The sequence below is a fragment of the Ideonella alba genome (assembly GCF_018069875.1).
Lineage (GTDB): Bacteria > Pseudomonadota > Gammaproteobacteria > Burkholderiales > Burkholderiaceae_C > Ideonella > Ideonella alba.
This window is the reverse complement of sequence record NZ_JAGQDF010000004.1, coordinates 185002-203541: the sequence shown is the minus strand read 5'-3', so window position 1 is coordinate 203541 and position 18540 is coordinate 185002. Positions and strand designations below refer to the sequence as shown.

Here is an 18540-nt window from a genome sequence, read left to right as displayed (position 1 = left end):
GTTCAGCCGGCCGGTCGCCAGTCGTCCGGATGGACGATCTGCAGGCCGTGCAGCGCCAGCGCGCGGCGGCGCAGCTTCAGTACCGCCTTGTCGCGGCTGACCAGCCAGCGCGCGCCGCAGGCCAGCGCGAAGTCGATGAACTTCTGGTCGTCGCGGTCGGTGCAGCGCAGGCTCGGCAGCGGCGCCGGGGCGGGCAGCTCACCGGGCAGGGCCCGCACGTCCACCTGCGCCAGCACCGGCTGGCCCGACGGGGCCGCGGCCGGCAGCCGACCCCGGGCCAGCACGTGGGCCAGTTCGTCGCGCAGCGGCGCGGCGATCCGCCAGCGCCAGGCGCCGGCCTGCCGCCAGGCCTCCCAGGCGGTGCATCGCGGGTCGGCGAAGTGCAGCCAGTCGAGGATGCTCTGGGTGTCCAGCACGGCATCCAGGCTCTCTGAGCGAGAGTAGGTGTTCACATTGATGGCTCGCTGGGGTCGGGCGCCCAGGCGGCTTGCGTGCCGTGCCGGGGTCGACCTATAATGTTCGGCTTTTCGGCACATTCTGCCGCGCTTGGCGCTGCCTGGACAACCCGGTGGCGCCGTTGCCGTTTTGCGGCGCGCTGCGCAGGGCCCCAGGGCATTCGCCTGCGGGGCGACACCAGGGCCCGCAAGGCGCTGGACGCCAGCCGGAAGGAATTTTTCGTCGTAACTTCAAACGGGAACAAGTTACCCATGCCCACCATCAACCAGCTCGTGCGCCAAGGCCGTCAGGTCGAGGTCACGAAGTCCAAGTCGCCTGCGATGCAGAACTGCCCGCAGCGCCGCGGGGTTTGCACCCGCGTCTACACCACGACCCCGAAGAAGCCGAACTCGGCGCTGCGGAAGGTCGCCAAGGTGCGCCTGACCAACGGTTTCGAGGTCATCTCGTACATCGGCGGTGAAGGCCACAACCTGCAGGAACACAGCGTCGTGCTCGTGCGCGGCGGCCGTGTGAAGGATCTGCCGGGTGTGCGCTACCACATCGTGCGTGGCTCGCTGGACCTGCAAGGCGTCAAGGATCGCAAGCAGGCCCGCTCCAAGTACGGCGCCAAGCGTCCCAAGAAGGCCTGATCGGCCGTCTGACCCGTTCGTGTCACACCGGCCTGCCAGGCTGCTGATGTGATCCCAGTTGCGGCCCCACCCCGATACGGTGCGGTCGAGTAAGTGAAGGGCCCGAAACGCCTCGTGCAAGCGTGGTCCCTCCAGGTGAGCAGGTGGCTGCCACCCACTGAAGATGAAGGAAGAGTGAAATGCCTCGTCGTCGCGAAGTCCCCAAGCGCGAGATCCTGCCCGATCCGAAGTTCGGCTCGGTCGATCTGTCCAAGTTCATGAACGTCATCATGGAGTCCGGCAAGAAGGCCGTGGCTGAGCGCATCATCTATGGCGCCCTCGAGCAAGTCGAGAAGAAGGCCGCCAAGGATCCGCTGGAAGTGTTCATGACCGCGCTGAACAACGTGAAGCCCATGGTCGAAGTCAAGAGCCGCCGCGTCGGTGGTGCGAACTACCAAGTTCCCGTGGAAGTTCGTCCCATCCGCCGCATGGCCCTGGCGATGCGCTGGCTCAAGGAGTCGGCCCGCAAGCGTGGTGAGAAGTCGATGGCTGCCCGCCTGGCCAACGAGCTGCTGGAGGCCTCGGAAGGCCGCGGCGGCGCGATGAAGAAGCGCGACGAAGTGCACCGCATGGCCGAAGCCAACAAGGCCTTCTCGCACTTCCGCTTCTAAACCACCGTTCTTTGGCCGCTCAGGGTTAACGCTGACCCGGGCGGCCCTCGCCATTTCTGGCATTTGGAGTGACACATGGCTCGTCAGACCCCCATTGAGCGCTACCGCAACATCGGTATCTCCGCTCACATCGACGCCGGCAAGACCACCACCACCGAGCGCATCCTGTATTACACCGGTGTGAACCACAAGATCGGTGAAGTGCACGACGGTGCCGCGACCATGGACTGGATGGAGCAGGAGCAGGAGCGTGGCATCACGATCACCTCCGCCGCGACCACCTGCTTCTGGAAGGGCATGGACCTGAACTATCCGGAGCACCGCTTCAACATCATCGACACCCCGGGCCACGTCGACTTCACCATCGAGGTGGAGCGTTCGATGCGCGTGCTCGACGGCGCCTGCATGGTGTACTGCGCGGTGGGTGGCGTGCAGCCGCAGTCGGAAACCGTCTGGCGCCAGGCCAACAAGTACAAGGTGCCCCGCCTCGCGTTCGTCAACAAGATGGACCGCACCGGCGCCAACTTCTTCAAGGTCGTCGACCAGATGAAGACCCGCCTGAAGGCCAACCCCGTGCCCGTGGTGATCCCCATCGGCGCCGAGGAAAACTTCAAGGGCGTGGTCGACCTCATCAAGATGAAGGCGATCTTCTGGGATGAGGCCTCGCAGGGCATGAAGTTCTCGTACGAGGACATCCCCGCCGAGCTGGCCGAGCAGGCCAAGGAATGGCGCGAGAAGATGGTCGAGGCGGCTGCCGAAGCCACCGAAGAGCTGATGAACAAGTACCTCGAGACGGGCGACCTGACCGAGGAAGAGATCAAGGGCGCGATCCGTCAACGCACCATCGCCACCGAGATCCAGCCGATGCTGTGCGGCACCGCCTTCAAGAACAAGGGTGTGCAGCGCATGCTCGACGCGGTGATCGACTTCCTGCCTTCCCCGGTGGACATTCCCCCGGTCGGCGGCACCGACGAGGACGACCAGCCGGTCACCCGCAATGCCGACGACAAGGAGAAGTTCTCCGCGCTGGCCTTCAAGCTGATGACCGACCCGTTCGTCGGCCAGCTGACCTTCGTTCGCGTGTACTCGGGCGTGCTGACCTCCGGCTCGACCGTCTACAACCCGATCAAGGGCAAGAAGGAGCGCATCGGCCGGATCCTGCAGATGCACGCCAACCAGCGTGAGGAAATCAAGGAAATCCTGGCCGGTGACATCGCCGCCTGCGTGGGCCTGAAGGAAGTGACCACGGGCGAGACCCTGTGCGATCCGGATGCCGTGATCACGCTGGAAAAGATGGTCTTCCCCGAGCCGGTGATCTCGCAGGCCGTGGAACCGAAGACCAAGGCCGACCAGGAAAAGATGGGCATCGCGCTGGGCCGTCTGGCTGCCGAAGACCCCTCGTTCCGCGTCCGCACCGACGAGGAATCGGGCCAGACCATCATCTCGGGCATGGGCGAGCTGCACCTGGAAATCATCGTCGACCGCATGAAGCGCGAGTTCGGCGTGGAAGCCAACGTGGGCAAGCCGCAGGTCGCGTACCGCGAGACCATCCGCAAGTCGGCCACCGACGTCGAAGGCAAGTTCGTCCGCCAGTCGGGCGGCAAGGGCCAGTACGGTCACGTGGTGTTCACGATCGATCCTCAGGAAGCCGGCAAGGGCTTCGAGTTCGTCGACGCGATCAAGGGTGGCGTGGTGCCGCGCGAGTTCATCCCGGCGGTTGAGAAGGGCGTCATCGACACCCTGCCCAACGGCGTGCTGGCGGGCTTCCCGGTGGTCGACGTCAAGGTCACGCTGACCTTCGGCTCGTACCACGAAGTGGACTCGAACGAAAACGCGTTCAAGATGGCCGCGTCGATGGGCTTCAAGGAAGCCATGCGCCGCGCCAGCCCGGTGATCCTGGAGCCGATGATGGCCGTGGAAGTCGAGACCCCGGAAGACTACGCCGGCTCGGTGATGGGCGACCTGTCGTCCCGCCGCGGCATGGTCCAGGGCATGGACGACATGGTCGGCGGCGGCAAGATCATCAAGGCCGAGGTCCCGCTGTCCGAGATGTTCGGCTACTCGACCACGCTGCGCTCGATGTCGCAAGGCCGTGCCACGTACACGATGGAGTTCAAGCACTACAGCGAAGCTCCGAAGAACGTGGCCGACGCGATCATCACCGCGCGCTCGAAGTAACACCCACCCCCGGAGCGGCTGCCGCCGCTCCCCCTCAAGGGGGCGCAACCAGCGGCCCGGCAAAGCCGGTTCCGCGGTTGCCGCTGGATGGGTTGGGTCTCCTTTCAGGTCTTCAGCACCCCTCACGACGGGGTTGGCCTGCTGCCCGTGGCGGCCAGTGCTGGAGACGTTAAACCGACACGGGCGCTGCTCTTTACCTGGAGATCTGAGAAATGGCAAAAGGCAAGTTTGAACGGACCAAGCCGCACGTGAACGTGGGCACGATTGGTCACGTGGACCATGGCAAGACGACGCTGACGGCGGCGATCACGACGATCCTGGCCAAGAAGTTCGGTGGCGAGGCCAAGGCCTACGACCAGATCGATGCGGCGCCGGAAGAGAAGGCACGCGGCATCACGATCAACACCGCGCACGTCGAGTACGAGACGGCCAACCGCCACTACGCGCACGTCGACTGCCCGGGCCACGCCGACTATGTGAAGAACATGATCACCGGCGCCGCCCAGATGGACGGCGCGATCCTGGTGTGCTCGGCCGCTGACGGCCCGATGCCCCAGACCCGCGAGCACATCCTGCTGGCGCGTCAGGTGGGCGTGCCCTACATCATCGTCTTCCTGAACAAGTGCGACATGGTCGACGACGCCGAGCTGCTCGAGCTGGTCGAGATGGAAGTGCGCGAGCTGCTCAGCAAGTACGACTTCCCCGGCGACGACACCCCGATCATCAAGGGCTCGGCCAAGCTGGCGATCGAAGGCGACACCGGTGACCTGGGCGAGCAGGCGATCTTCCGCCTGGCCGACGCGCTGGACAGCTACATCCCGACGCCCGAGCGCGCCGTGGACGGCACCTTCCTGATGCCGGTGGAAGACGTGTTCTCGATCTCGGGCCGCGGCACCGTGGTGACCGGTCGCGTCGAGCGCGGCATCATCAAGGTCGGCGAGGAAATCGAGATCGTCGGTATCAAGCCGACCCAGAAGACCACCTGCACCGGCGTGGAAATGTTCCGCAAGCTGCTGGACCAGGGCCAGGCGGGCGACAACGTGGGCATCCTGCTGCGCGGAACCAAGCGCGAGGAAGTCGAGCGCGGCCAGGTGCTGTGCAAGCCCGGCTCGATCAAGCCGCACACCCACTTCACCGCTGAGGTCTATGTCCTGAGCAAGGAAGAGGGCGGCCGCCACACCCCGTTCTTCAACAACTATCGCCCGCAGTTCTACTTCCGCACGACGGACGTGACCGGCGCGGTGGAGCTGCCGAAGGACAAGGAAATGGTCATGCCGGGCGACAACGTCAGCATCACCGTCAAGCTGATCGCCCCGATCGCGATGGAAGAAGGCCTGCGCTTCGCCATCCGTGAAGGCGGCCGCACCGTCGGCGCCGGCGTCGTGGCCAAGATCATTGAATAAGGGGCGGACCATGTCCAAGCAAAAGATCCGCATCCGCCTCAAGGCCTTCGACTACAAGCTGATCGACCAATCGGCTCTGGAAATCGTCGACACCGCCAAGCGCACCGGCGCGATCGTCAAGGGCCCGGTGCCCCTGCCGACCCGCATGCAGCGTTTCGACATCCTGCGCTCGCCGCACGTCAACAAGACCAGCCGCGACCAGTTCGAGATCCGCACGCACCAGCGCCTGATGGACATCGTCGACCCGACCGACAAGACCGTCGATGCCCTGATGAAGCTCGACCTGCCGGCCGGTGTGGACGTGGAGATCAAGCTCCAGTGAGCCGCTGACCGGCGCCGGGCGCCCGCAGGCCTACTTGCGGGTTAGTCCGGGGCTGGTTATACTCGCCAGCTTTTGCGAAAGGCGGCCATTCGTGGTCGCCTTCGCGTCATCACTTTTCAGAACTGCGGTGCCGACAGGCGGCGTTGGAGTGAAGAGTCAGATGACACCGTCAGCCCGGCCAATCGTTGTCGGGGATGTGAAAACCCAGCTCCTTCAGTGGAGCGGAGAAGAACCATGAGTCTGAGCAACCGTCTCGGTTTGCTGGGCCGCAAGGTGGGCATGATGCGCGTGTTCACGGACGATGGCGACGCCATCCCCGTGACCGTGCTGGATGTGTCCAACAACCGCGTCACCCAGGTCAAGACCGTCGAGACCGACGGCTACAGCGCCCTCCAAGTGGCGTTCGGCACGCGCAAGGCATCGCGCGTGACCAAGCCGGAAGCCGGCCACCTCGCCAAGGCGGGTGTCGAAGCCGGTGAAGTCCTGAAGGAATTCCGCGTCGACGCCACCGTGGCCGCCGAATACAAGGCCGGTGCCACCGTGCCCGTCACGCTGTTCGCCGCCGGCCAGAAGGTCGACGTGCAGGGCACCTCGATCGGCAAGGGCTACGCCGGCACGATCAAGCGCCACAACTTCGGTTCGCAGCGCGCCTCGCACGGCAACAGCCGTTCGCACAATGTCCCGGGCTCCATCTCGATGGCGCAGGATCCGGGCCGTGTGTTCCCGGGCAAGAAGATGACCGGCCACATGGGCGACGAGACCGTCACCACCCAGAACCTGGACATCGTCCGCATCGATGAAGCCCGCCAGCTGCTGCTGGTGCGTGGCGCGGTGCCGGGCGCCAAGAACGGCTTCGTGACCGTGCGTCCCGCCGTCAAGGTCAAGGTCAAGAAGGGAGCCAACTGATGCAACTCGAGCTCCTGAACGAACAAGGGCAGGCCACCTCCAAGGTGGACGCGCCTGACACCGTGTTCGCCCGCGACTACAACGAAGCCCTGGTCCACCAGGTCGTGGTCGCCTACCAGGCGAACGCCCGTCAAGGCACCCGCAAGCAGCTGACCCGTCGCGAGGTTCACCACTCGACGAAGAAGCCGTTCCGTCAGAAGGGCACCGGCCGCGCTCGCGCCGGTATGACCTCGTCGCCGCTGTGGCGCGGGGGTGGTCGGATCTTCCCGAACACGCCGGACGAGAACTTCTCGCAGAAGGTCAACAAGAAGATGTACCGCGCCGCGATGGCCACCATCTTCTCGCAGCTGGCCCGTGACGGCCGCATCGCGGTGGTCGATTCGCTGACCATCGAGGCGCCCAAGACCAAGCTGCTGGCCTCCAAGTTCAAGGCCATGGGCCTGGACTCGGTGATGGTCATTTCCGACAACGTGGACGACAACCTGGCGCTGGCCTCGCGCAACCTGGCCAACGTGCTGGTGGTCGAGCCGCGCTACGCCGATCCGCTGTCGCTGGTCTTCTACAAGAAGGTGCTGGTGACCAAGGGCGCGATCGAACAGCTCAAGGAGATGTTCGCATGAGCACCAAGTTCAACGAGGGCCGTCTGGCCCAGGTGCTGGTCGCCCCGGTGATCTCCGAGAAGGCCACCTCGGTGGGCGAGAAGCACAACCAGGTGATGTTCAAGGTCCTGCGCGACGCCACCAAGCCCGAGATCAAGGCCGCAGTCGAACTGCTGTTCAAGGTCGAGGTCGAGGCGGTGAACGTCGTCAACGTCAAGGGCAAGGTCAAGCGCTTCGGTCGCTCGATCGGCCGTCGCGACCACGTCAAGAAGGCGTATGTCTCGCTGAAGGCCGGCCAGGAGCTCAACTTCTCCGGGGAGGCCGCGTAAATCATGGCAGTCGTCAAAGTCAAACCGACCTCGCCGGGCCGCCGCGCCGTCGTCAAGGTCGTTCACAAGCACCTGCACAAGGGCGCTCCTGAAGCGTCGCTGCTGGAGCCGCAGAAGCAGAAGTCGGGCCGCAACAACAACGGCCACATCACGATGCGCCACAAGGGTGGTGGTCACAAGCACCACTACCGCGTCGTCGACTTCAAGCGCAACAAGGACGGCATTCCGGCCAAGGTCGAGCGCATCGAGTACGACCCGAACCGCACCGCCCACATCGCGCTGGTCTGCTACGCCGATGGCGAGCGCCGCTACATCATCGCCCCGCGCGGTCTGGAAGTCGGTGCCACCATCCTGAGCGGTGCCGAGGCCCCGATCAAGGCTGGCAACACGCTGCCGATCCGCAACATCCCCGTGGGCTCGACCATCCACTGCGTCGAGATGCTGCCGGGCAAGGGCGCGCAGATCTGCCGCTCGGCCGGCACCTCGGTGACGCTGATGGCCCGCGAAGGCACCTACGCTCAGGTCCGCCTGCGCTCGGGTGAAGTGCGCAAGATCCACATCGACTGCCGCGCCACCATCGGTGAGGTCAGCAACGAAGAGCACAACCTGCGCCAGTACGGCAAGGCCGGTGCGATCCGTTGGCAGGGCATCCGCCCGACCGTGCGTGGTACCGCGATGAACCCGGTCGACCACCCGCACGGTGGTGGCGAAGGCCGCACCGGCGAAGGCCAGGTGCCGGTGTCGCCGTGGAACACCCTGACGAAGGGCTACCGCACTCGCAACAACAAGCGCACGCAGACCTTCATCGTCTCGCGTCGCAAGAAGTAAGGGCTGGACCATGGCACGTTCACTCAAGAAGGGTCCGTTCGTGGACCATCACCTGGTGGCCAAGGTCGACAAGGCCGTGACCACCAAGGACAAGAAGCCGATCAAGACCTGGTCGCGTCGCTCGACCATCCTGCCCGACTTCATCGGCCTGACCATTGCCGTGCACAACGGCAAGCAGCACGTTCCGGTGTATGTGACCGACCAGATGGTCGGCCACAAGCTGGGCGAGTTCGCGCTGACCCGCACGTTCAAGGGTCACCCCGCGGACAAGAAGGCCAAGAAGTAAAGGAACACGACGATGGAAACCAAAGCAATCGTCCGTGGCGTCCGCCTCTCCGTTGACAAGGGCCGCCTGGTGGCGGACATGGTCCGCGGCAAGAAGGTGGATCAAGCCCTGAACATCCTGACCTTCACCCAGAAGAAGGCCGCCGGCATCGTCAAGAAGGCGCTGGAAAGCGCCATCGCCAACGCCGAGCACAACGACGGCGCTGACATCGACGACCTGAAGGTCACCTCGATCTATGTCGAGCAGGGCGCCACGCTCAAGCGTTTCGCCGCGCGCGCCAAGGGTCGCGGCAACCGCATCAGCAAGCCGACCTGCCACATCTACGTGACCGTGGGGAACTGAGGAAGACCATGGGACAGAAAATCCACCCGACCGGCTTCCGCCTGCCCGTCACCCGTGCCTGGGCGTCGCGCTGGTACGCGAACAGCCGCAACTTCGCCGGCATGCTGGCCGAAGACCTGGATGTGCGCGAGTACCTCAAGGCCAAGCTGAAGAACGCCGCCGTCTCGCGCATCCTGATCGAGCGTCCTGCCAAGAACGCCCGCATCACGATCTACTCCGCCCGTCCGGGCGTGGTGATCGGCAAGAAGGGCGAGGACATCGAGAACCTGAAGGCCGAACTGACCAAGCGTCTGGGCGTGCCGGTGGCCGTGAACATCGAGGAAGTGCGCAAGCCTGAAGTCGATGCTCAGCTGATCGCCGACTCGATCACCCAGCAGCTGGAAAAGCGCATCATGTTTCGCCGCGCCATGAAGCGCGCGATGCAGAACGCGATGCGCCTGGGCGCCCAGGGCATCAAGATCATGTCCGCCGGCCGCCTGAACGGCATCGAAATCGCCCGTACCGAGTGGTACCGCGAAGGCCGCGTGCCCCTTCACACCCTGAAGGCCGACATCGACTATGGCTTCTCCGAAGCCAAGACGACCTACGGCGTGATCGGTGTGAAGGTGTGGGTCTACCGCGGTGACCGCCTGGCCAACGGCGAGGCGCCCACCATCAACACCCCGGCCGGTGCCGAGGACGACCGCCGCCCGCGCCGCAACGCCCGCCCGGGCGCCCCGGCCGGCCGTGGCCGCCCCGGTGACCGTGCTCCGCGCGCTGCCGCTGGCGACAAGCCGGCCGAGGCTGGCGCCGGTGCCGCCGCCACCCCCGGCGTGAAGCGCGTGCGCAAGACGCCCGCCGCCGGTGAAGGCAAAGGAGAATAAGCATGCTGCAACCCGCACGTCGCAAGTACCGCAAGGAGCAGAAGGGCCGTAACACTGGCGTCGCCACCCGTGGCGCCAGCGTGTCCTTCGGCGACTTTGGTCTGAAGGCCACCGAGCGTGGCCGCATCACCGCGCGCCAGATCGAGGCGGCACGTCGTGCCATCTCGCGTCACATCAAGCGCGGTGGCCGCATCTTCATCCGCATCTTCCCGGACAAGCCGATCTCGCAGAAGCCTGCCGAGGTCCGCATGGGTAACGGCAAGGGCAACCCGGAGTACTACGTGGCCGAGATCGTGCCCGGCAAGGTGCTCTACGAAGTCAACGGCGTCCCCGAGGCGCTGGCCCGTGAAGCCTTCACGCTGGCTGCCGCCAAGCTGCCGCTGCGCTGCACCTTCGTGGCGCGCCAGATCGGCGCCTGAGAAAAGGACAGCACATGAAAGCATCTGAACTGCGTACCAAGGACGTGGCCGCGCTCGAGAAGGAAGTCTCCGACCTCCTGAAGGCGCACTTCGGTCTGCGCATGCAAAAGGGCACGCAACAGCTGGGCAACACCGCCCAGCTGGGCAATGTCCGCCGTGACATCGCCCGTGCCAAGACCATCCTGGCCGAGAAGAAGAAGGGAGCCGCGAAGTGAGCGAAGCCCAAGCCACCACCAAGGTCCAGCGCACCCTGATCGGTCGCGTGGTCAGCGACAAGCGCGCCAAGACGGTCACCGTCCTGGTCGAACGTCGCGTCAAGCACCCGCTGTACGGCAAGATCGTCGGCGAGTCGCGCAAGTACCACGCGCATGACGAGAACGGCGAGTACAAGATGGGTGACACCGTCGAGATCTCCGAGTCGCGTCCGCTGTCCAAGACCAAGAACTGGGTCGTGACCCGCCTGGTCGAGAAGGCCCGCCTGGTCTGATCACCTGACCGTCCCGCAGGTGGGGTCTTCGCGGCCCCGCGCGTGACCGAAGCCGCTGCGCTGGAAGAATCCGGCCCAGCGGCTTTCTTCATTTCCCGGGCCTGGCCGTTCCCACAACAAGAAGGAGAGCTCCCCATGATCCAGGTTGGCGACAAGCTGCCCGGCGGCACGCTGTACGAGTTCATCGAGGTCGAGGGCAATGGCTGCAGCCTGGGCCCCAACGCCTTCGACATCGAGAAGGCCACCGCCGGCAAGACCATCGCGCTGTTCGCGCTGCCTGGCGCCTACACGCCCACCTGCTCGGCCAAGCATGTGCCCGGCTACGTGGAGCTGCACGACCAGCTCAAGGCGGCCGGTGTCGACGAGATCTGGTGCGTGTCGGTCAATGACGCTTTCGTGATGGGCGCCTGGGGCCGCGACCAGAAGACCGGCGGCAAGGTCCGCATGATGGCAGACGGCTCGGCCGATTTCGCCCGCGCCACCGGCCTGACGCTGGACCTCAGCGCCCGCGGCCTGGGTCTGCGCAGCAACCGCTACTCGGCCCTGGTCGTCGACGGCGTGGTGCGCACGCTCAATGTGGAAGGCCCTGGCCAGTTCGAGGTCAGCGACGCCGCCACCCTGCTGAAGCAGGCGCAGCAGCTGGCCCGCTGAAAAATCTCGCCCGGGGCTGTTGACACGGCCTCGGGAAAGCCAGCATAATAGACAGCTTCGCCGCAATGGCGTGGCCTTGCCGTTGTCGACTTCAAGCTCGACAAGGACGCAAGGGCGCGACGTGGCGGTTTTCTGCCCAATCGGTCGAGGGCGCCTTCGCAAGAGGTGCCCGGAGCCAGACGGGCCCAATACTGACCGCGACAGCCTACGCCAAGGGGGTGTGGGCGCCGCGGGAGCAAGTTGGGGACATTGACATGATCCAAATGCAATCGCGGCTCGACGTCGCGGACAACACGGGCGCGAAGTCCGTCATGTGCATCAAGGTGCTGGGCGGCTCCAAGCGTCGCTACGCCGGTATCGGCGACATCATCAAGGTGAGCATCAAGGAAGCTGCTCCCCGTGGCCGCGTCAAGAAGGGCGAGGTCTACAGCGCCGTCGTCGTGCGCACCGCCAAGGGTGTGCGCCGCCAGGATGGCTCGCTCGTCAAGTTCGACGGCAACGCCGCCGTCCTGCTGAACAACAAGCTGGAGCCGATCGGCACCCGCATCTTCGGCCCGGTGACGCGCGAACTGCGCTCCGAGCGCTTCATGAAGATCGTGTCGCTGGCGCCCGAGGTGCTGTAAGCGCTTCGCACCCACAAGAGGAAACGCGATGAACAAGATTCGCAAGGGCGACCAGGTCGTGGTCCTGACCGGCCGTGACAAGGGCAAGCGCGGCACCGTGTCGCTGCGCGTTGACGCCGACCATGTGGTCGTCGAGGGCGTCAACATGGTCAAGAAGCACGTCAAGCCGAACCCGCTCAAGGGCACCACCGGTGGCGTGATCGACAAGACCATGCCGATCCATCAATCCAACGTGGCGATCTGGAATGCCGCCGCCGGCAAGGCCGATCGCGTGGGCATCAAGACCCTGGCCGATGGCAAGCGCGTGCGCGTCTTCAAGTCCAGCGGCGAAGAGATCAAGGCTTAAGGCGGGGTATCCAGCATGAGTCAACAGCAACAAGCCGCCGTCATCGCCCGACTGCAGGCCTTCTACCAGGAAAAAGTCGTCCCCGACATGATGGCCAAGTTCGGCTACAAGTCGGTGATGGAAGTGCCGCGTCTGACCAAGATCACGCTCAACATGGGTGTGGGCGAGGCCGTGGCCGACAAGAAGGTCATGGACAACGCCGTCGGCGACCTGACCAAGATCGCCGGCCAGAAGCCCGTGGTCACCAAGAGCCGCAAGGCCATCGCGGGTTTCAAGATCCGTGACGGCGTGCCCATCGGCTGCATGGTCACCCTGCGCGGTGCCCGCATGTACGAATTCCTGGACCGCTTCGTCACCGTGGCCCTGCCGCGCGTGCGCGACTTCCGCGGCATCTCGGGTCGTTCGTTCGATGGCCGTGGCAACTACAACATCGGCGTCAAGGAACAGATCATCTTCCCGGAAATCGAGTACGACAAGATCGACGCGATCCGTGGCATGAACATCTCCTTCACGACCACCGCGAAGACCGACGACGAGTGCAAGGCGCTCCTCGCCGCCTTCCGCTTCCCGTTCAAGAACTGAGGTGACACGTGGCTAAGGTTTCCCTGATCCAGCGCGAAGAAAAGCGCGCCAAGCTTGTCGCCAAGTACGCGAAGAAGTACGCCGAGCTGAAGGCCATCATCGACAACGCCAAGAAGTCCGAGGAAGAGCGCTACGCCGCGCGCCTCGAGCTGCAGAAGCTGCCCCGCAACGCCAACCCGACCCGCCAGCGCGCCCGCTGCGAGCTGACCGGTCGTCCTCGCGGCACGTTCCGCAAGTTCGGTCTGGCCCGCTCCAAGATCCGCGATCTCGCCTTCAAGGGCGACATCCCCGGCGTGATCAAGGCCAGCTGGTAATCAAGGCGAGAAGGAGATAACACCATGAGCATGAGTGATCCCATCGCCGACATGCTGACCCGCATTCGCAATGCCCAGGCGGTCGAGAAGGCGTCGGTGACGATGCCCGCCTCGAAGCTGAAGGTGGCGATTGCCCAGGTCCTGAAGGATGAAGGCTACATCGACGCTTTCGCTGTCAAGAGCGAGAGCGGCAAGAGCGAGCTCGAGATCGGCCTGAAGTACTACGCCGGCCGTCCCGTGATCGAGCGCATCGAGCGCGTGAGCCGCCCCGGCCTGCGCATCTACCGTGGCCGCGATGCCATCCCCCAGGTCATGAACGGCCTGGGCGTGGCGATCGTCACGACCCCCAAGGGCGTGATGACCGATCGCAAGGCGCGCGCTGCCGGCGTCGGCGGCGAAGTGCTGTGCTACGTGGCCTAAGGGAGGAGTCGAGCAATGTCCCGCGTTGGAAAAATGCCGATCACCGTCCCGCAAGGCGTGGACGTCAAGATCGCTGCTGACCAGATCACCATCAAGGGCGCCCAGGGCACCCTGGTGCGCGCCGGCAACGGCCTGGTCACCGTGAAGCAGGAAGGCGCCGTGCTGTCGGTCGCTCCGGCCAACGATTCGGCCGAAGCGAACGCCATGAGCGGCACCATGCGTGCGCTGCTGGCCAACATGGTCAACGGCGTCAGCAAGGGCTTCGAGAAGAAGCTGAACCTGGTCGGCGTGGGCTTCCGTGCCCAGGCCCAGGGCCAGAAGCTGAACCTGCAGATCGGTTTCTCGCATCCGGTCGTCAAGGAAATGCCCGCCGGCATCACCGTGACCACCGCGACGCCCACCGAAATCGTCATCAAGGGTGCTGACCGCCAGGTGGTGGGCCAGCTCGCCGCCGAAGTGCGCGCCATCCGGCCGCCCGAGCCCTACAAGGGCAAGGGCATCCGCTATGCCGACGAGCGCGTGGTCATCAAAGAGACCAAGAAGAAGTAAGGAGCGACACCATGCTGAACAAGAAAGAGCAGCGCCTGCGTCGTTCGCGCCAGACCCGCGAGCGCATCGCCACGCAGGGCGTCGCGCGCCTGACCGTCTTCCGCTCGAATCTGCACATCTACGCCTCGGTCATCTCCGGCTGCGGCAGCAAGGTCCTGGCCTCGGCCTCGACCGCCGAGAAGGACGTGCGCACCGAACTGTCGGGCAAAGGTGGCAACACCGAAGCCGCGGCCCTGGTGGGCAAGCGCATCGCCGAGAAGGCCAAGGCCGCTGGCGTCGACAAGGTGGCTTTCGACCGTGCGGGCTTCGCCTACCACGGCCGTGTCAAGGCCCTGGCCGAAGCCGCTCGCGAAGCCGGCCTGCAGTTCTGATCTGCGCGAAAAGGAAACCTGAAAATGGCAAAGTTCACTCCCCGCGCCCAGACTGAAGGCAATGACGACGGCCTGAAGGAAAAGATGATCGCGGTCAACCGCGTCACCAAGGTCGTCAAGGGTGGTCGCACGCTGAGCTTCGCGGCGCTGACCGTGGTCGGCGACGGCGACGGCCGCGTCGGCATGGGCAAGGGCAAGGCCAAGGAAGTGCCGGTGTCGGTGCAGAAGGCCATGGATTCGGCCCGCCGCAACATGGTCAAGGTGCCGCTGAAGAACGGCACGATCCACCATGTGGTCAAGGGTCACCACGGTGCCGCCCGCGTGCTGATGATGCCCGCGCCGGCCGGTACCGGCATCATCGCCGGCGGCCCGATGCGCGCCGTCTTCGAAGTGCTGGGCATCACCGACATCGTCGCCAAGAGCCACGGCACCTCGAACGCCTACAACATGGTCCGTGCCACGCTCGACGCGCTGAAGAACGTGTCGACCCCGGCCGAGATCGCTGCCAAGCGCGGCAAGTCGGTTGAAGAGATCTTCAACTGATCAGCCCAGCAGGAGCCAACATGACTGACGCCAAGAAGACCCTCACGGTCAAGCTGGTCAAGAGCCCGATCGGCTGCAAGGAATCCCACCGCGCCACCGTGCGTGGCCTGGGCCTGGGCAAGCTCAACAGCCAGCGCACCCTGGAAGACACCCCGGCGGTTCGCGGCATGATCAACAAGATTTCCTACCTGGTCCAGGTGCTGTAAGCACCGCGCCTGATCGACAGGAAAAGCACCATGCAACTCAACACCATCCAGCCGGCCACCGGTTCCAAGCATGCCAAGCGCCGCGTCGGCCGTGGCATCGGCTCGGGCCTGGGCAAGACCGCCGGCCGTGGCCACAAGGGCCAGAAGTCCCGTGCGGGCGGCTACCACAAGGTCGGCTTCGAAGGCGGCCAGATGCCGCTGCAGCGTCGTCTGCCCAAGCGCGGCTTCAAGTCGGCCTCGCTGAAGTACAACGCCGAAATCACGCTCTCCGAGCTGCAAGCCCTGGGCGCTGCCGAGGTCGACGTGTCGACCCTGAAGGCGGCCGGCCTGGTGCCCCAGCTGGCGAAGAACGTCAAGGTCATCAAGTCGGGCGAGCTGAGCGCCAAGGTGTCCCTCAAGGGCATCGGTGCCACCGCCGGCGCGAAGGCCGCGATCGAAGCCGCCGGCGGCACGCTGGGCTGATCGGCACGCGCTGAAGGACACCCACGCTCGTGGCAACCTCTCCGACTCAGCTGGCCAAGACAGGCAAGTTCGGCGACCTCAATCGCCGGCTGGTCTTCCTCTTGCTGGCGCTGGTGGTGTACCGCATCGGGGCGCATATCCCCGTGCCGGGCATCAACCCGCAGCAGCTGCAGGCCCTCTTCGAGGGTCAGCAGGGCGGCATCCTGAACCTGTTCAACATGTTCTCGGGTGGCGCGATGTCGCGCTTCGCGGTCTTCGCGCTGGGGATCACGCCGTACATCTCGGCGTCGATCATCATGCAGCTGATGACCTACGTGGTGCCCAGCCTCGAGGCCCTGAAGAAGGAAGGCGAGTCCGGCCGTCGCAAGATCACCCAGTACACCCGCTACGGCACGCTGGGCCTGGCGATCTTTCAGTCGCTGGGCATCGCCTTGGCGCTGGAAGGCTCGGCCGGTCTGGTGCTGAACCCGGGCTTCGGCTTCCGCATGACCGCGGTGGTCAGCCTGGTAGCTGGCACGATGTTCCTGATGTGGCTGGGTGAGCAGATCACCGAGCGCGGTCTGGGCAACGGCATCTCGATCCTGATCTTCTCGGGCATCGCGGCCGGTCTGCCCAACGCCATCGGCGGCCTGTTCGAGCTGGTGCGCACCGGCGCGATGAGCATCATCGTGGCGCTGTTCGTGATCGCCCTGGTCGGCATCGTGACCTATGTGGTGGTGTTCGTCGAGCGGGGTCAGCGCAAGATCCTGGTCAACTACGCCAAGCGCCAGGTCGGCAACAAGGTGTATGGCGGCCAGTCCTCGCACCTGCCGCTGAAGCTGAACATGTCGGGCGTGATCCCGCCGATCTTCGCCTCGTCGATCATCCTGCTGCCCGCCACGGTGGTCGGCTGGTTCGCCACCGGCGACGACATGCGCTGGCTGAAGGACATCTCGGGCACGCTGCAGCCGGGTCAGCCGATCTACGTGATGCTGTACGCCGCGATGATCGTGTTCTTCTGCTTCTTCTACACGGCGCTGGTGTTCAACAGCCGCGAGACCGCCGACAACCTGAAGAAGAGCGGTGCGTTCATCCCGGGCATCCGGCCGGGCGAGCAGACTGCGCGCCACATCGACAAGATCCTGGCCCGCCTGACGCTGGCCGGTGCCGTGTACATCACGCTGGTCTGCCTGCTGCCGGAATTCCTGCAGCTCAAGTACAGCGTTCCGTTCTACTTCGGTGGCACGAGCCTGCTGATCATCGTGGTCGTCACGATGGACTTCTGGGCCCAGGTGCAGTCGTACGTGATGAGTCATCAGTACGAGTCGCTGCTGAAGAAGGCCAATTTCAAGGCGAGCTGAAGAGCCAGAGGTCCGCAACACAGCCCGTCAACGCATTTCCATGGCGAAAGACGACGTCATCCAGATGCAGGGGGAGATCCTCGAGAACCTGCCCAACGCCACCTTCCGCGTGAAGCTGGACAATGGGCACGTGGTCCTCGGACACATCTCCGGCAAGATGCGCATGCACTACATCCGCATCCTCCCCGGCGACAAGGTGACAGTCGAGCTGACGCCCTACGATTTGAGTCGCGCTCGGATCGTTTTCCGCGCAAAGTAAACGTTCAAGAGCGCTTGAACCCGTCAAGGAGAAGACGATGAAAGTCTCGGCATCGGTCAAGAAGATGTGCCGCAACTGCAAGATCATCCGGCGCAACGGCATCGTGCGCGTGATCTGCACCGACCCGCGTCACAAGCAGCGCCAGGGCTGATCCCCGGCGGCTGAGGAATCCAAGGAAGCACCATGGCACGTATTGCTGGTATCAACATTCCGCCGCAGAAGCACGCGGAAATCGGCCTGACCTACATCTTCGGTATCGGCCGCACGACCGCGCAGAAGATCTGCGAAGCGGTGGGCATCCCCTTCTCCAAGAAGATCAAGGACCTGACCGACGGCGACCTGGAGAAGATCCGGGAAGAGGTGGGCAAGCTGACCATCGAGGGCGACCTGCGTCGCGAGACCTCGATGAACATCAAGCGCCTGATGGACCTGGGCTGCTACCGCGGCTTCCGTCACCGCCGCGGCCTGCCGATGCGCGGCCAGCGCACCCGCACCAATGCCCGTACCCGCAAGGGCCCGCGCAAGGGTGCCGCCGCGCTGAAGAAGTAAGCCCTCCGTAGGAAGACCAAGACATGGCCAAGTCCCCTGCCAACAACGCGGCCCGCCGCGTGAGCAAGAAGATCCGCAAGAACGTCGCGGATGGCATCGCTCACGTGCACGCCTCGTTCAACAACACCATCATCACCATCACCGACCGCCAGGGCGGCGCCCTGTCGTGGGCCTCGTCGGGTGGCCAGGGCTTCAAGGGTTCGCGCAAGTCGACCCCGTTCGCTGCCCAGGTCGCTGCCGAGAACGCCGGCCGTGCCGCGCAGGAACAGGGCATCAAGAACCTGGACGTGCGCATCAAGGGCCCGGGCCCCGGTCGCGAGTCGTCGGTGCGTGCCCTGGCTTCGCTGGGCATCCGCATCAACTCGATCTCCGACGTCACGCCGGTTCCGCACAACGGCTGCCGTCCGCAGAAGCGCCGCCGCATCTAAGGCGCGCTGCAGGCCCCGGTTCGCCGCGGGCCTGCTACAATGAAGAGTTTTCCCGCATGCCGGCGATGGCGTTAGCCATGCGTCGGCCATTTTGACTCCAAGCCCACCGTCTGTCGCCCCGCGGGCCCCGTGCCCCGGCCACAGACTCGCGCATCGTCACGGCTCACCGCCGTGGCTCGGATGCGTCAGACCGACCAACG

Annotated in this window: 32 protein-coding genes; 31 read left to right on the top strand and 1 reads right to left on the bottom strand. The window is 65.0% G+C overall.

Going from position 1 to position 18540, the window contains the following annotated elements:
• Positions 1–2: 2 nt before the first annotated feature.
• On the bottom strand, positions 3–452 hold the full coding sequence (locus KAK07_RS08395) for a PIN domain-containing protein (protein WP_210860186.1): 450 nt from the start codon (positions 450–452) through the stop codon (positions 3–5).
• A gap of 255 nt (positions 453–707) precedes the next feature.
• Here KAK07_RS08395 and rpsL point away from each other — a divergent pair, with 255 nt between their 5' ends.
• From rpsL to rpsK, 31 genes are all read left to right on the top strand, one after another.
• A complete protein-coding gene (rpsL, locus tag KAK07_RS08390) occupies positions 708–1085 on the top strand; it encodes a 30S ribosomal protein S12 (RefSeq protein ID WP_210852871.1) in 378 nt (125 codons plus the stop codon).
• Between the two features lie 179 nt (positions 1086–1264).
• Positions 1265–1735, top strand: a complete 471-nt coding sequence (rpsG, locus tag KAK07_RS08385) for a 30S ribosomal protein S7 (protein ID WP_210801699.1) — start codon at positions 1265–1267, stop codon at positions 1733–1735.
• Positions 1736–1810: 75 nt separating this feature from the next.
• On the top strand, positions 1811–3913 hold the full coding sequence (gene fusA / locus KAK07_RS08380; protein ID WP_210852869.1) for an elongation factor G: 2103 nt from the start codon (positions 1811–1813) through the stop codon (positions 3911–3913).
• A gap of 212 nt (positions 3914–4125) precedes the next feature.
• Positions 4126–5316 (top strand): elongation factor Tu, encoded by a 1191-nt coding sequence (gene tuf, locus KAK07_RS08375; RefSeq protein ID WP_210860184.1) that lies wholly within the window; start codon positions 4126–4128, stop codon positions 5314–5316.
• Positions 5317–5326: 10 nt separating this feature from the next.
• The gene (gene rpsJ / locus KAK07_RS08370) at positions 5327–5638 is read left to right on the top strand and encodes a 30S ribosomal protein S10 (protein WP_210801696.1); all 312 of its coding nucleotides are present in this window, start codon (positions 5327–5329) and stop codon (positions 5636–5638) included.
• 234 nt (positions 5639–5872) lie between these two features.
• On the top strand, positions 5873–6544 hold the full coding sequence (gene rplC, locus KAK07_RS08365) for a 50S ribosomal protein L3 (protein WP_210852849.1): 672 nt from the start codon (positions 5873–5875) through the stop codon (positions 6542–6544).
• A complete protein-coding gene (rplD, locus tag KAK07_RS08360; protein ID WP_210852847.1) occupies positions 6544–7164 on the top strand; it encodes a 50S ribosomal protein L4 in 621 nt (206 codons plus the stop codon). Before rplC ends, rplD begins: the two co-directional genes overlap by 1 nt.
• The gene (rplW, locus tag KAK07_RS08355; protein WP_210801693.1) at positions 7161–7472 is read left to right on the top strand and encodes a 50S ribosomal protein L23; all 312 of its coding nucleotides are present in this window, start codon (positions 7161–7163) and stop codon (positions 7470–7472) included. The genes rplD and rplW overlap by 4 nt, the downstream gene beginning before the upstream one ends.
• 3 nt (positions 7473–7475) lie before the next feature.
• Positions 7476–8300: a 50S ribosomal protein L2 gene (gene rplB / locus KAK07_RS08350; RefSeq protein ID WP_210801692.1), complete on the top strand. Its 825-nt coding sequence runs from the start codon at positions 7476–7478 to the stop codon at positions 8298–8300.
• A 10-nt stretch (positions 8301–8310) separates the two neighbouring features.
• Complete coding sequence (gene rpsS, locus KAK07_RS08345) at positions 8311–8586, top strand: 30S ribosomal protein S19 (RefSeq protein WP_210801691.1); 276 nt, start codon at positions 8311–8313, stop codon at positions 8584–8586.
• 12 nt (positions 8587–8598) lie between these two features.
• Complete coding sequence (gene rplV / locus KAK07_RS08340) at positions 8599–8928, top strand: 50S ribosomal protein L22 (RefSeq protein WP_210852845.1); 330 nt, start codon at positions 8599–8601, stop codon at positions 8926–8928.
• Positions 8929–8936: 8 nt separating this feature from the next.
• Positions 8937–9791, top strand: a complete 855-nt coding sequence (rpsC, locus tag KAK07_RS08335; RefSeq protein ID WP_210801689.1) for a 30S ribosomal protein S3 — start codon at positions 8937–8939, stop codon at positions 9789–9791.
• A 2-nt stretch (positions 9792–9793) separates the two neighbouring features.
• The gene (gene rplP, locus KAK07_RS08330; RefSeq protein ID WP_210852843.1) at positions 9794–10210 is read left to right on the top strand and encodes a 50S ribosomal protein L16; all 417 of its coding nucleotides are present in this window, start codon (positions 9794–9796) and stop codon (positions 10208–10210) included.
• 14 nt (positions 10211–10224) lie between these two features.
• Entirely contained in the window at positions 10225–10425 is a 201-nt protein-coding gene (gene rpmC / locus KAK07_RS08325; RefSeq protein WP_210801687.1) for a 50S ribosomal protein L29, read from the top strand.
• Complete coding sequence (gene rpsQ / locus KAK07_RS08320; RefSeq protein WP_210801686.1) at positions 10422–10697, top strand: 30S ribosomal protein S17; 276 nt, start codon at positions 10422–10424, stop codon at positions 10695–10697. The genes rpmC and rpsQ overlap by 4 nt, the downstream gene beginning before the upstream one ends.
• 135 nt (positions 10698–10832) lie before the next feature.
• Positions 10833–11348, top strand: a complete 516-nt coding sequence (locus KAK07_RS08315; RefSeq protein WP_210852841.1) for a peroxiredoxin — start codon at positions 10833–10835, stop codon at positions 11346–11348.
• 254 nt (positions 11349–11602) lie between these two features.
• Positions 11603–11971: a 50S ribosomal protein L14 gene (gene rplN / locus KAK07_RS08310; RefSeq protein ID WP_119156770.1), complete on the top strand. Its 369-nt coding sequence runs from the start codon at positions 11603–11605 to the stop codon at positions 11969–11971.
• A gap of 28 nt (positions 11972–11999) precedes the next feature.
• Entirely contained in the window at positions 12000–12317 is a 318-nt protein-coding gene (rplX, locus tag KAK07_RS08305; RefSeq protein ID WP_210852839.1) for a 50S ribosomal protein L24, read from the top strand.
• Between the two features lie 42 nt (positions 12318–12359).
• Positions 12360–12899 (top strand): 50S ribosomal protein L5, encoded by a 540-nt coding sequence (gene rplE / locus KAK07_RS08300; protein WP_210801722.1) that lies wholly within the window; start codon positions 12360–12362, stop codon positions 12897–12899.
• Positions 12900–12907: 8 nt separating this feature from the next.
• Positions 12908–13213 (top strand): 30S ribosomal protein S14, encoded by a 306-nt coding sequence (gene rpsN / locus KAK07_RS08295; protein ID WP_210801683.1) that lies wholly within the window; start codon positions 12908–12910, stop codon positions 13211–13213.
• Positions 13214–13237: 24 nt separating this feature from the next.
• Positions 13238–13633, top strand: a complete 396-nt coding sequence (rpsH, locus tag KAK07_RS08290; RefSeq protein ID WP_210852837.1) for a 30S ribosomal protein S8 — start codon at positions 13238–13240, stop codon at positions 13631–13633.
• 15 nt (positions 13634–13648) lie between these two features.
• Positions 13649–14182: a 50S ribosomal protein L6 gene (rplF, locus tag KAK07_RS08285; protein WP_210852835.1), complete on the top strand. Its 534-nt coding sequence runs from the start codon at positions 13649–13651 to the stop codon at positions 14180–14182.
• Between the two features lie 11 nt (positions 14183–14193).
• The gene (gene rplR / locus KAK07_RS08280; protein WP_210852833.1) at positions 14194–14553 is read left to right on the top strand and encodes a 50S ribosomal protein L18; all 360 of its coding nucleotides are present in this window, start codon (positions 14194–14196) and stop codon (positions 14551–14553) included.
• A 24-nt stretch (positions 14554–14577) separates the two neighbouring features.
• Positions 14578–15096, top strand: coding sequence for a 30S ribosomal protein S5 (gene rpsE, locus KAK07_RS08275; RefSeq protein ID WP_210852831.1), 519 nt, complete (start codon positions 14578–14580; stop codon positions 15094–15096).
• A 20-nt stretch (positions 15097–15116) separates the two neighbouring features.
• Complete coding sequence (rpmD, locus tag KAK07_RS08270) at positions 15117–15302, top strand: 50S ribosomal protein L30 (protein WP_210801678.1); 186 nt, start codon at positions 15117–15119, stop codon at positions 15300–15302.
• A gap of 30 nt (positions 15303–15332) precedes the next feature.
• On the top strand, positions 15333–15764 hold the full coding sequence (gene rplO / locus KAK07_RS08265) for a 50S ribosomal protein L15 (RefSeq protein WP_210860182.1): 432 nt from the start codon (positions 15333–15335) through the stop codon (positions 15762–15764).
• Between the two features lie 29 nt (positions 15765–15793).
• Positions 15794–17104, top strand: a complete 1311-nt coding sequence (secY, locus tag KAK07_RS08260) for a preprotein translocase subunit SecY (protein WP_210852828.1) — start codon at positions 15794–15796, stop codon at positions 17102–17104.
• Between the two features lie 40 nt (positions 17105–17144).
• Complete coding sequence (infA, locus tag KAK07_RS08255; RefSeq protein WP_210801675.1) at positions 17145–17363, top strand: translation initiation factor IF-1; 219 nt, start codon at positions 17145–17147, stop codon at positions 17361–17363.
• Between the two features lie 37 nt (positions 17364–17400).
• Positions 17401–17514 carry a 50S ribosomal protein L36 gene (rpmJ, locus tag KAK07_RS08250; protein ID WP_210852826.1) on the top strand — a complete coding sequence of 38 codons (114 nt, stop codon included), beginning with the start codon at positions 17401–17403 and terminating at the stop codon, positions 17512–17514.
• A gap of 32 nt (positions 17515–17546) precedes the next feature.
• Entirely contained in the window at positions 17547–17912 is a 366-nt protein-coding gene (gene rpsM, locus KAK07_RS08245; protein WP_210801673.1) for a 30S ribosomal protein S13, read from the top strand.
• A 23-nt stretch (positions 17913–17935) separates the two neighbouring features.
• Positions 17936–18340, top strand: a complete 405-nt coding sequence (gene rpsK, locus KAK07_RS08240; protein ID WP_210852824.1) for a 30S ribosomal protein S11 — start codon at positions 17936–17938, stop codon at positions 18338–18340.
• The last annotated feature ends 200 nt before the right edge of the window (positions 18341–18540 follow it).

Excerpts from the sequence above, each read along its gene's own strand:
- tuf (WP_210860184.1), top strand. The coding sequence starts at position 4,126 with ATGGCAAAAGGCAAGTTTGAACGGACCAAGCCGCACGTGAACGTGGGC.
- rpmD (WP_210801678.1), top strand. The coding sequence starts at position 15,117 with ATGACTGACGCCAAGAAGACCCTCACGGTCAAGCTGGTCAAGAGCCCG.
- rplF (WP_210852835.1), top strand. The coding sequence starts at position 13,649 with ATGTCCCGCGTTGGAAAAATGCCGATCACCGTCCCGCAAGGCGTGGAC.
- rplC (WP_210852849.1), top strand. The coding sequence starts at position 5,873 with ATGAGTCTGAGCAACCGTCTCGGTTTGCTGGGCCGCAAGGTGGGCATG.
- rplB (WP_210801692.1), top strand. The coding sequence starts at position 7,476 with ATGGCAGTCGTCAAAGTCAAACCGACCTCGCCGGGCCGCCGCGCCGTC.
- infA (WP_210801675.1), top strand. The coding sequence starts at position 17,145 with ATGGCGAAAGACGACGTCATCCAGATGCAGGGGGAGATCCTCGAGAAC.
- rpsS (WP_210801691.1), top strand. The coding sequence starts at position 8,311 with ATGGCACGTTCACTCAAGAAGGGTCCGTTCGTGGACCATCACCTGGTG.
- rplR (WP_210852833.1), top strand. The coding sequence starts at position 14,194 with ATGCTGAACAAGAAAGAGCAGCGCCTGCGTCGTTCGCGCCAGACCCGC.
- rplV (WP_210852845.1), top strand. The coding sequence starts at position 8,599 with ATGGAAACCAAAGCAATCGTCCGTGGCGTCCGCCTCTCCGTTGACAAG.
- rplN (WP_119156770.1), top strand. The coding sequence starts at position 11,603 with ATGATCCAAATGCAATCGCGGCTCGACGTCGCGGACAACACGGGCGCG.
- rpsE (WP_210852831.1), top strand. The coding sequence starts at position 14,578 with ATGGCAAAGTTCACTCCCCGCGCCCAGACTGAAGGCAATGACGACGGC.
- rpsC (WP_210801689.1), top strand. The coding sequence starts at position 8,937 with ATGGGACAGAAAATCCACCCGACCGGCTTCCGCCTGCCCGTCACCCGT.
- rpsG (WP_210801699.1), top strand. The coding sequence starts at position 1,265 with ATGCCTCGTCGTCGCGAAGTCCCCAAGCGCGAGATCCTGCCCGATCCG.
- rplO (WP_210860182.1), top strand. The coding sequence starts at position 15,333 with ATGCAACTCAACACCATCCAGCCGGCCACCGGTTCCAAGCATGCCAAG.
- rpsM (WP_210801673.1), top strand. The coding sequence starts at position 17,547 with ATGGCACGTATTGCTGGTATCAACATTCCGCCGCAGAAGCACGCGGAA.
- rpmC (WP_210801687.1), top strand. The coding sequence starts at position 10,225 with ATGAAAGCATCTGAACTGCGTACCAAGGACGTGGCCGCGCTCGAGAAG.
- rplP (WP_210852843.1), top strand. The coding sequence starts at position 9,794 with ATGCTGCAACCCGCACGTCGCAAGTACCGCAAGGAGCAGAAGGGCCGT.
- rplW (WP_210801693.1), top strand. The coding sequence starts at position 7,161 with ATGAGCACCAAGTTCAACGAGGGCCGTCTGGCCCAGGTGCTGGTCGCC.
- rpsH (WP_210852837.1), top strand. The coding sequence starts at position 13,238 with ATGAGCATGAGTGATCCCATCGCCGACATGCTGACCCGCATTCGCAAT.
- rplX (WP_210852839.1), top strand. The coding sequence starts at position 12,000 with ATGAACAAGATTCGCAAGGGCGACCAGGTCGTGGTCCTGACCGGCCGT.
- KAK07_RS08315 (WP_210852841.1), top strand. The coding sequence starts at position 10,833 with ATGATCCAGGTTGGCGACAAGCTGCCCGGCGGCACGCTGTACGAGTTC.
- rpsJ (WP_210801696.1), top strand. The coding sequence starts at position 5,327 with ATGTCCAAGCAAAAGATCCGCATCCGCCTCAAGGCCTTCGACTACAAG.
- rpsK (WP_210852824.1), top strand. The coding sequence starts at position 17,936 with ATGGCCAAGTCCCCTGCCAACAACGCGGCCCGCCGCGTGAGCAAGAAG.
- rpmJ (WP_210852826.1), top strand. The coding sequence starts at position 17,401 with ATGAAAGTCTCGGCATCGGTCAAGAAGATGTGCCGCAACTGCAAGATC.
- fusA (WP_210852869.1), top strand. The coding sequence starts at position 1,811 with ATGGCTCGTCAGACCCCCATTGAGCGCTACCGCAACATCGGTATCTCC.
- rpsL (WP_210852871.1), top strand. The coding sequence starts at position 708 with ATGCCCACCATCAACCAGCTCGTGCGCCAAGGCCGTCAGGTCGAGGTC.
- rplD (WP_210852847.1), top strand. The coding sequence starts at position 6,544 with ATGCAACTCGAGCTCCTGAACGAACAAGGGCAGGCCACCTCCAAGGTG.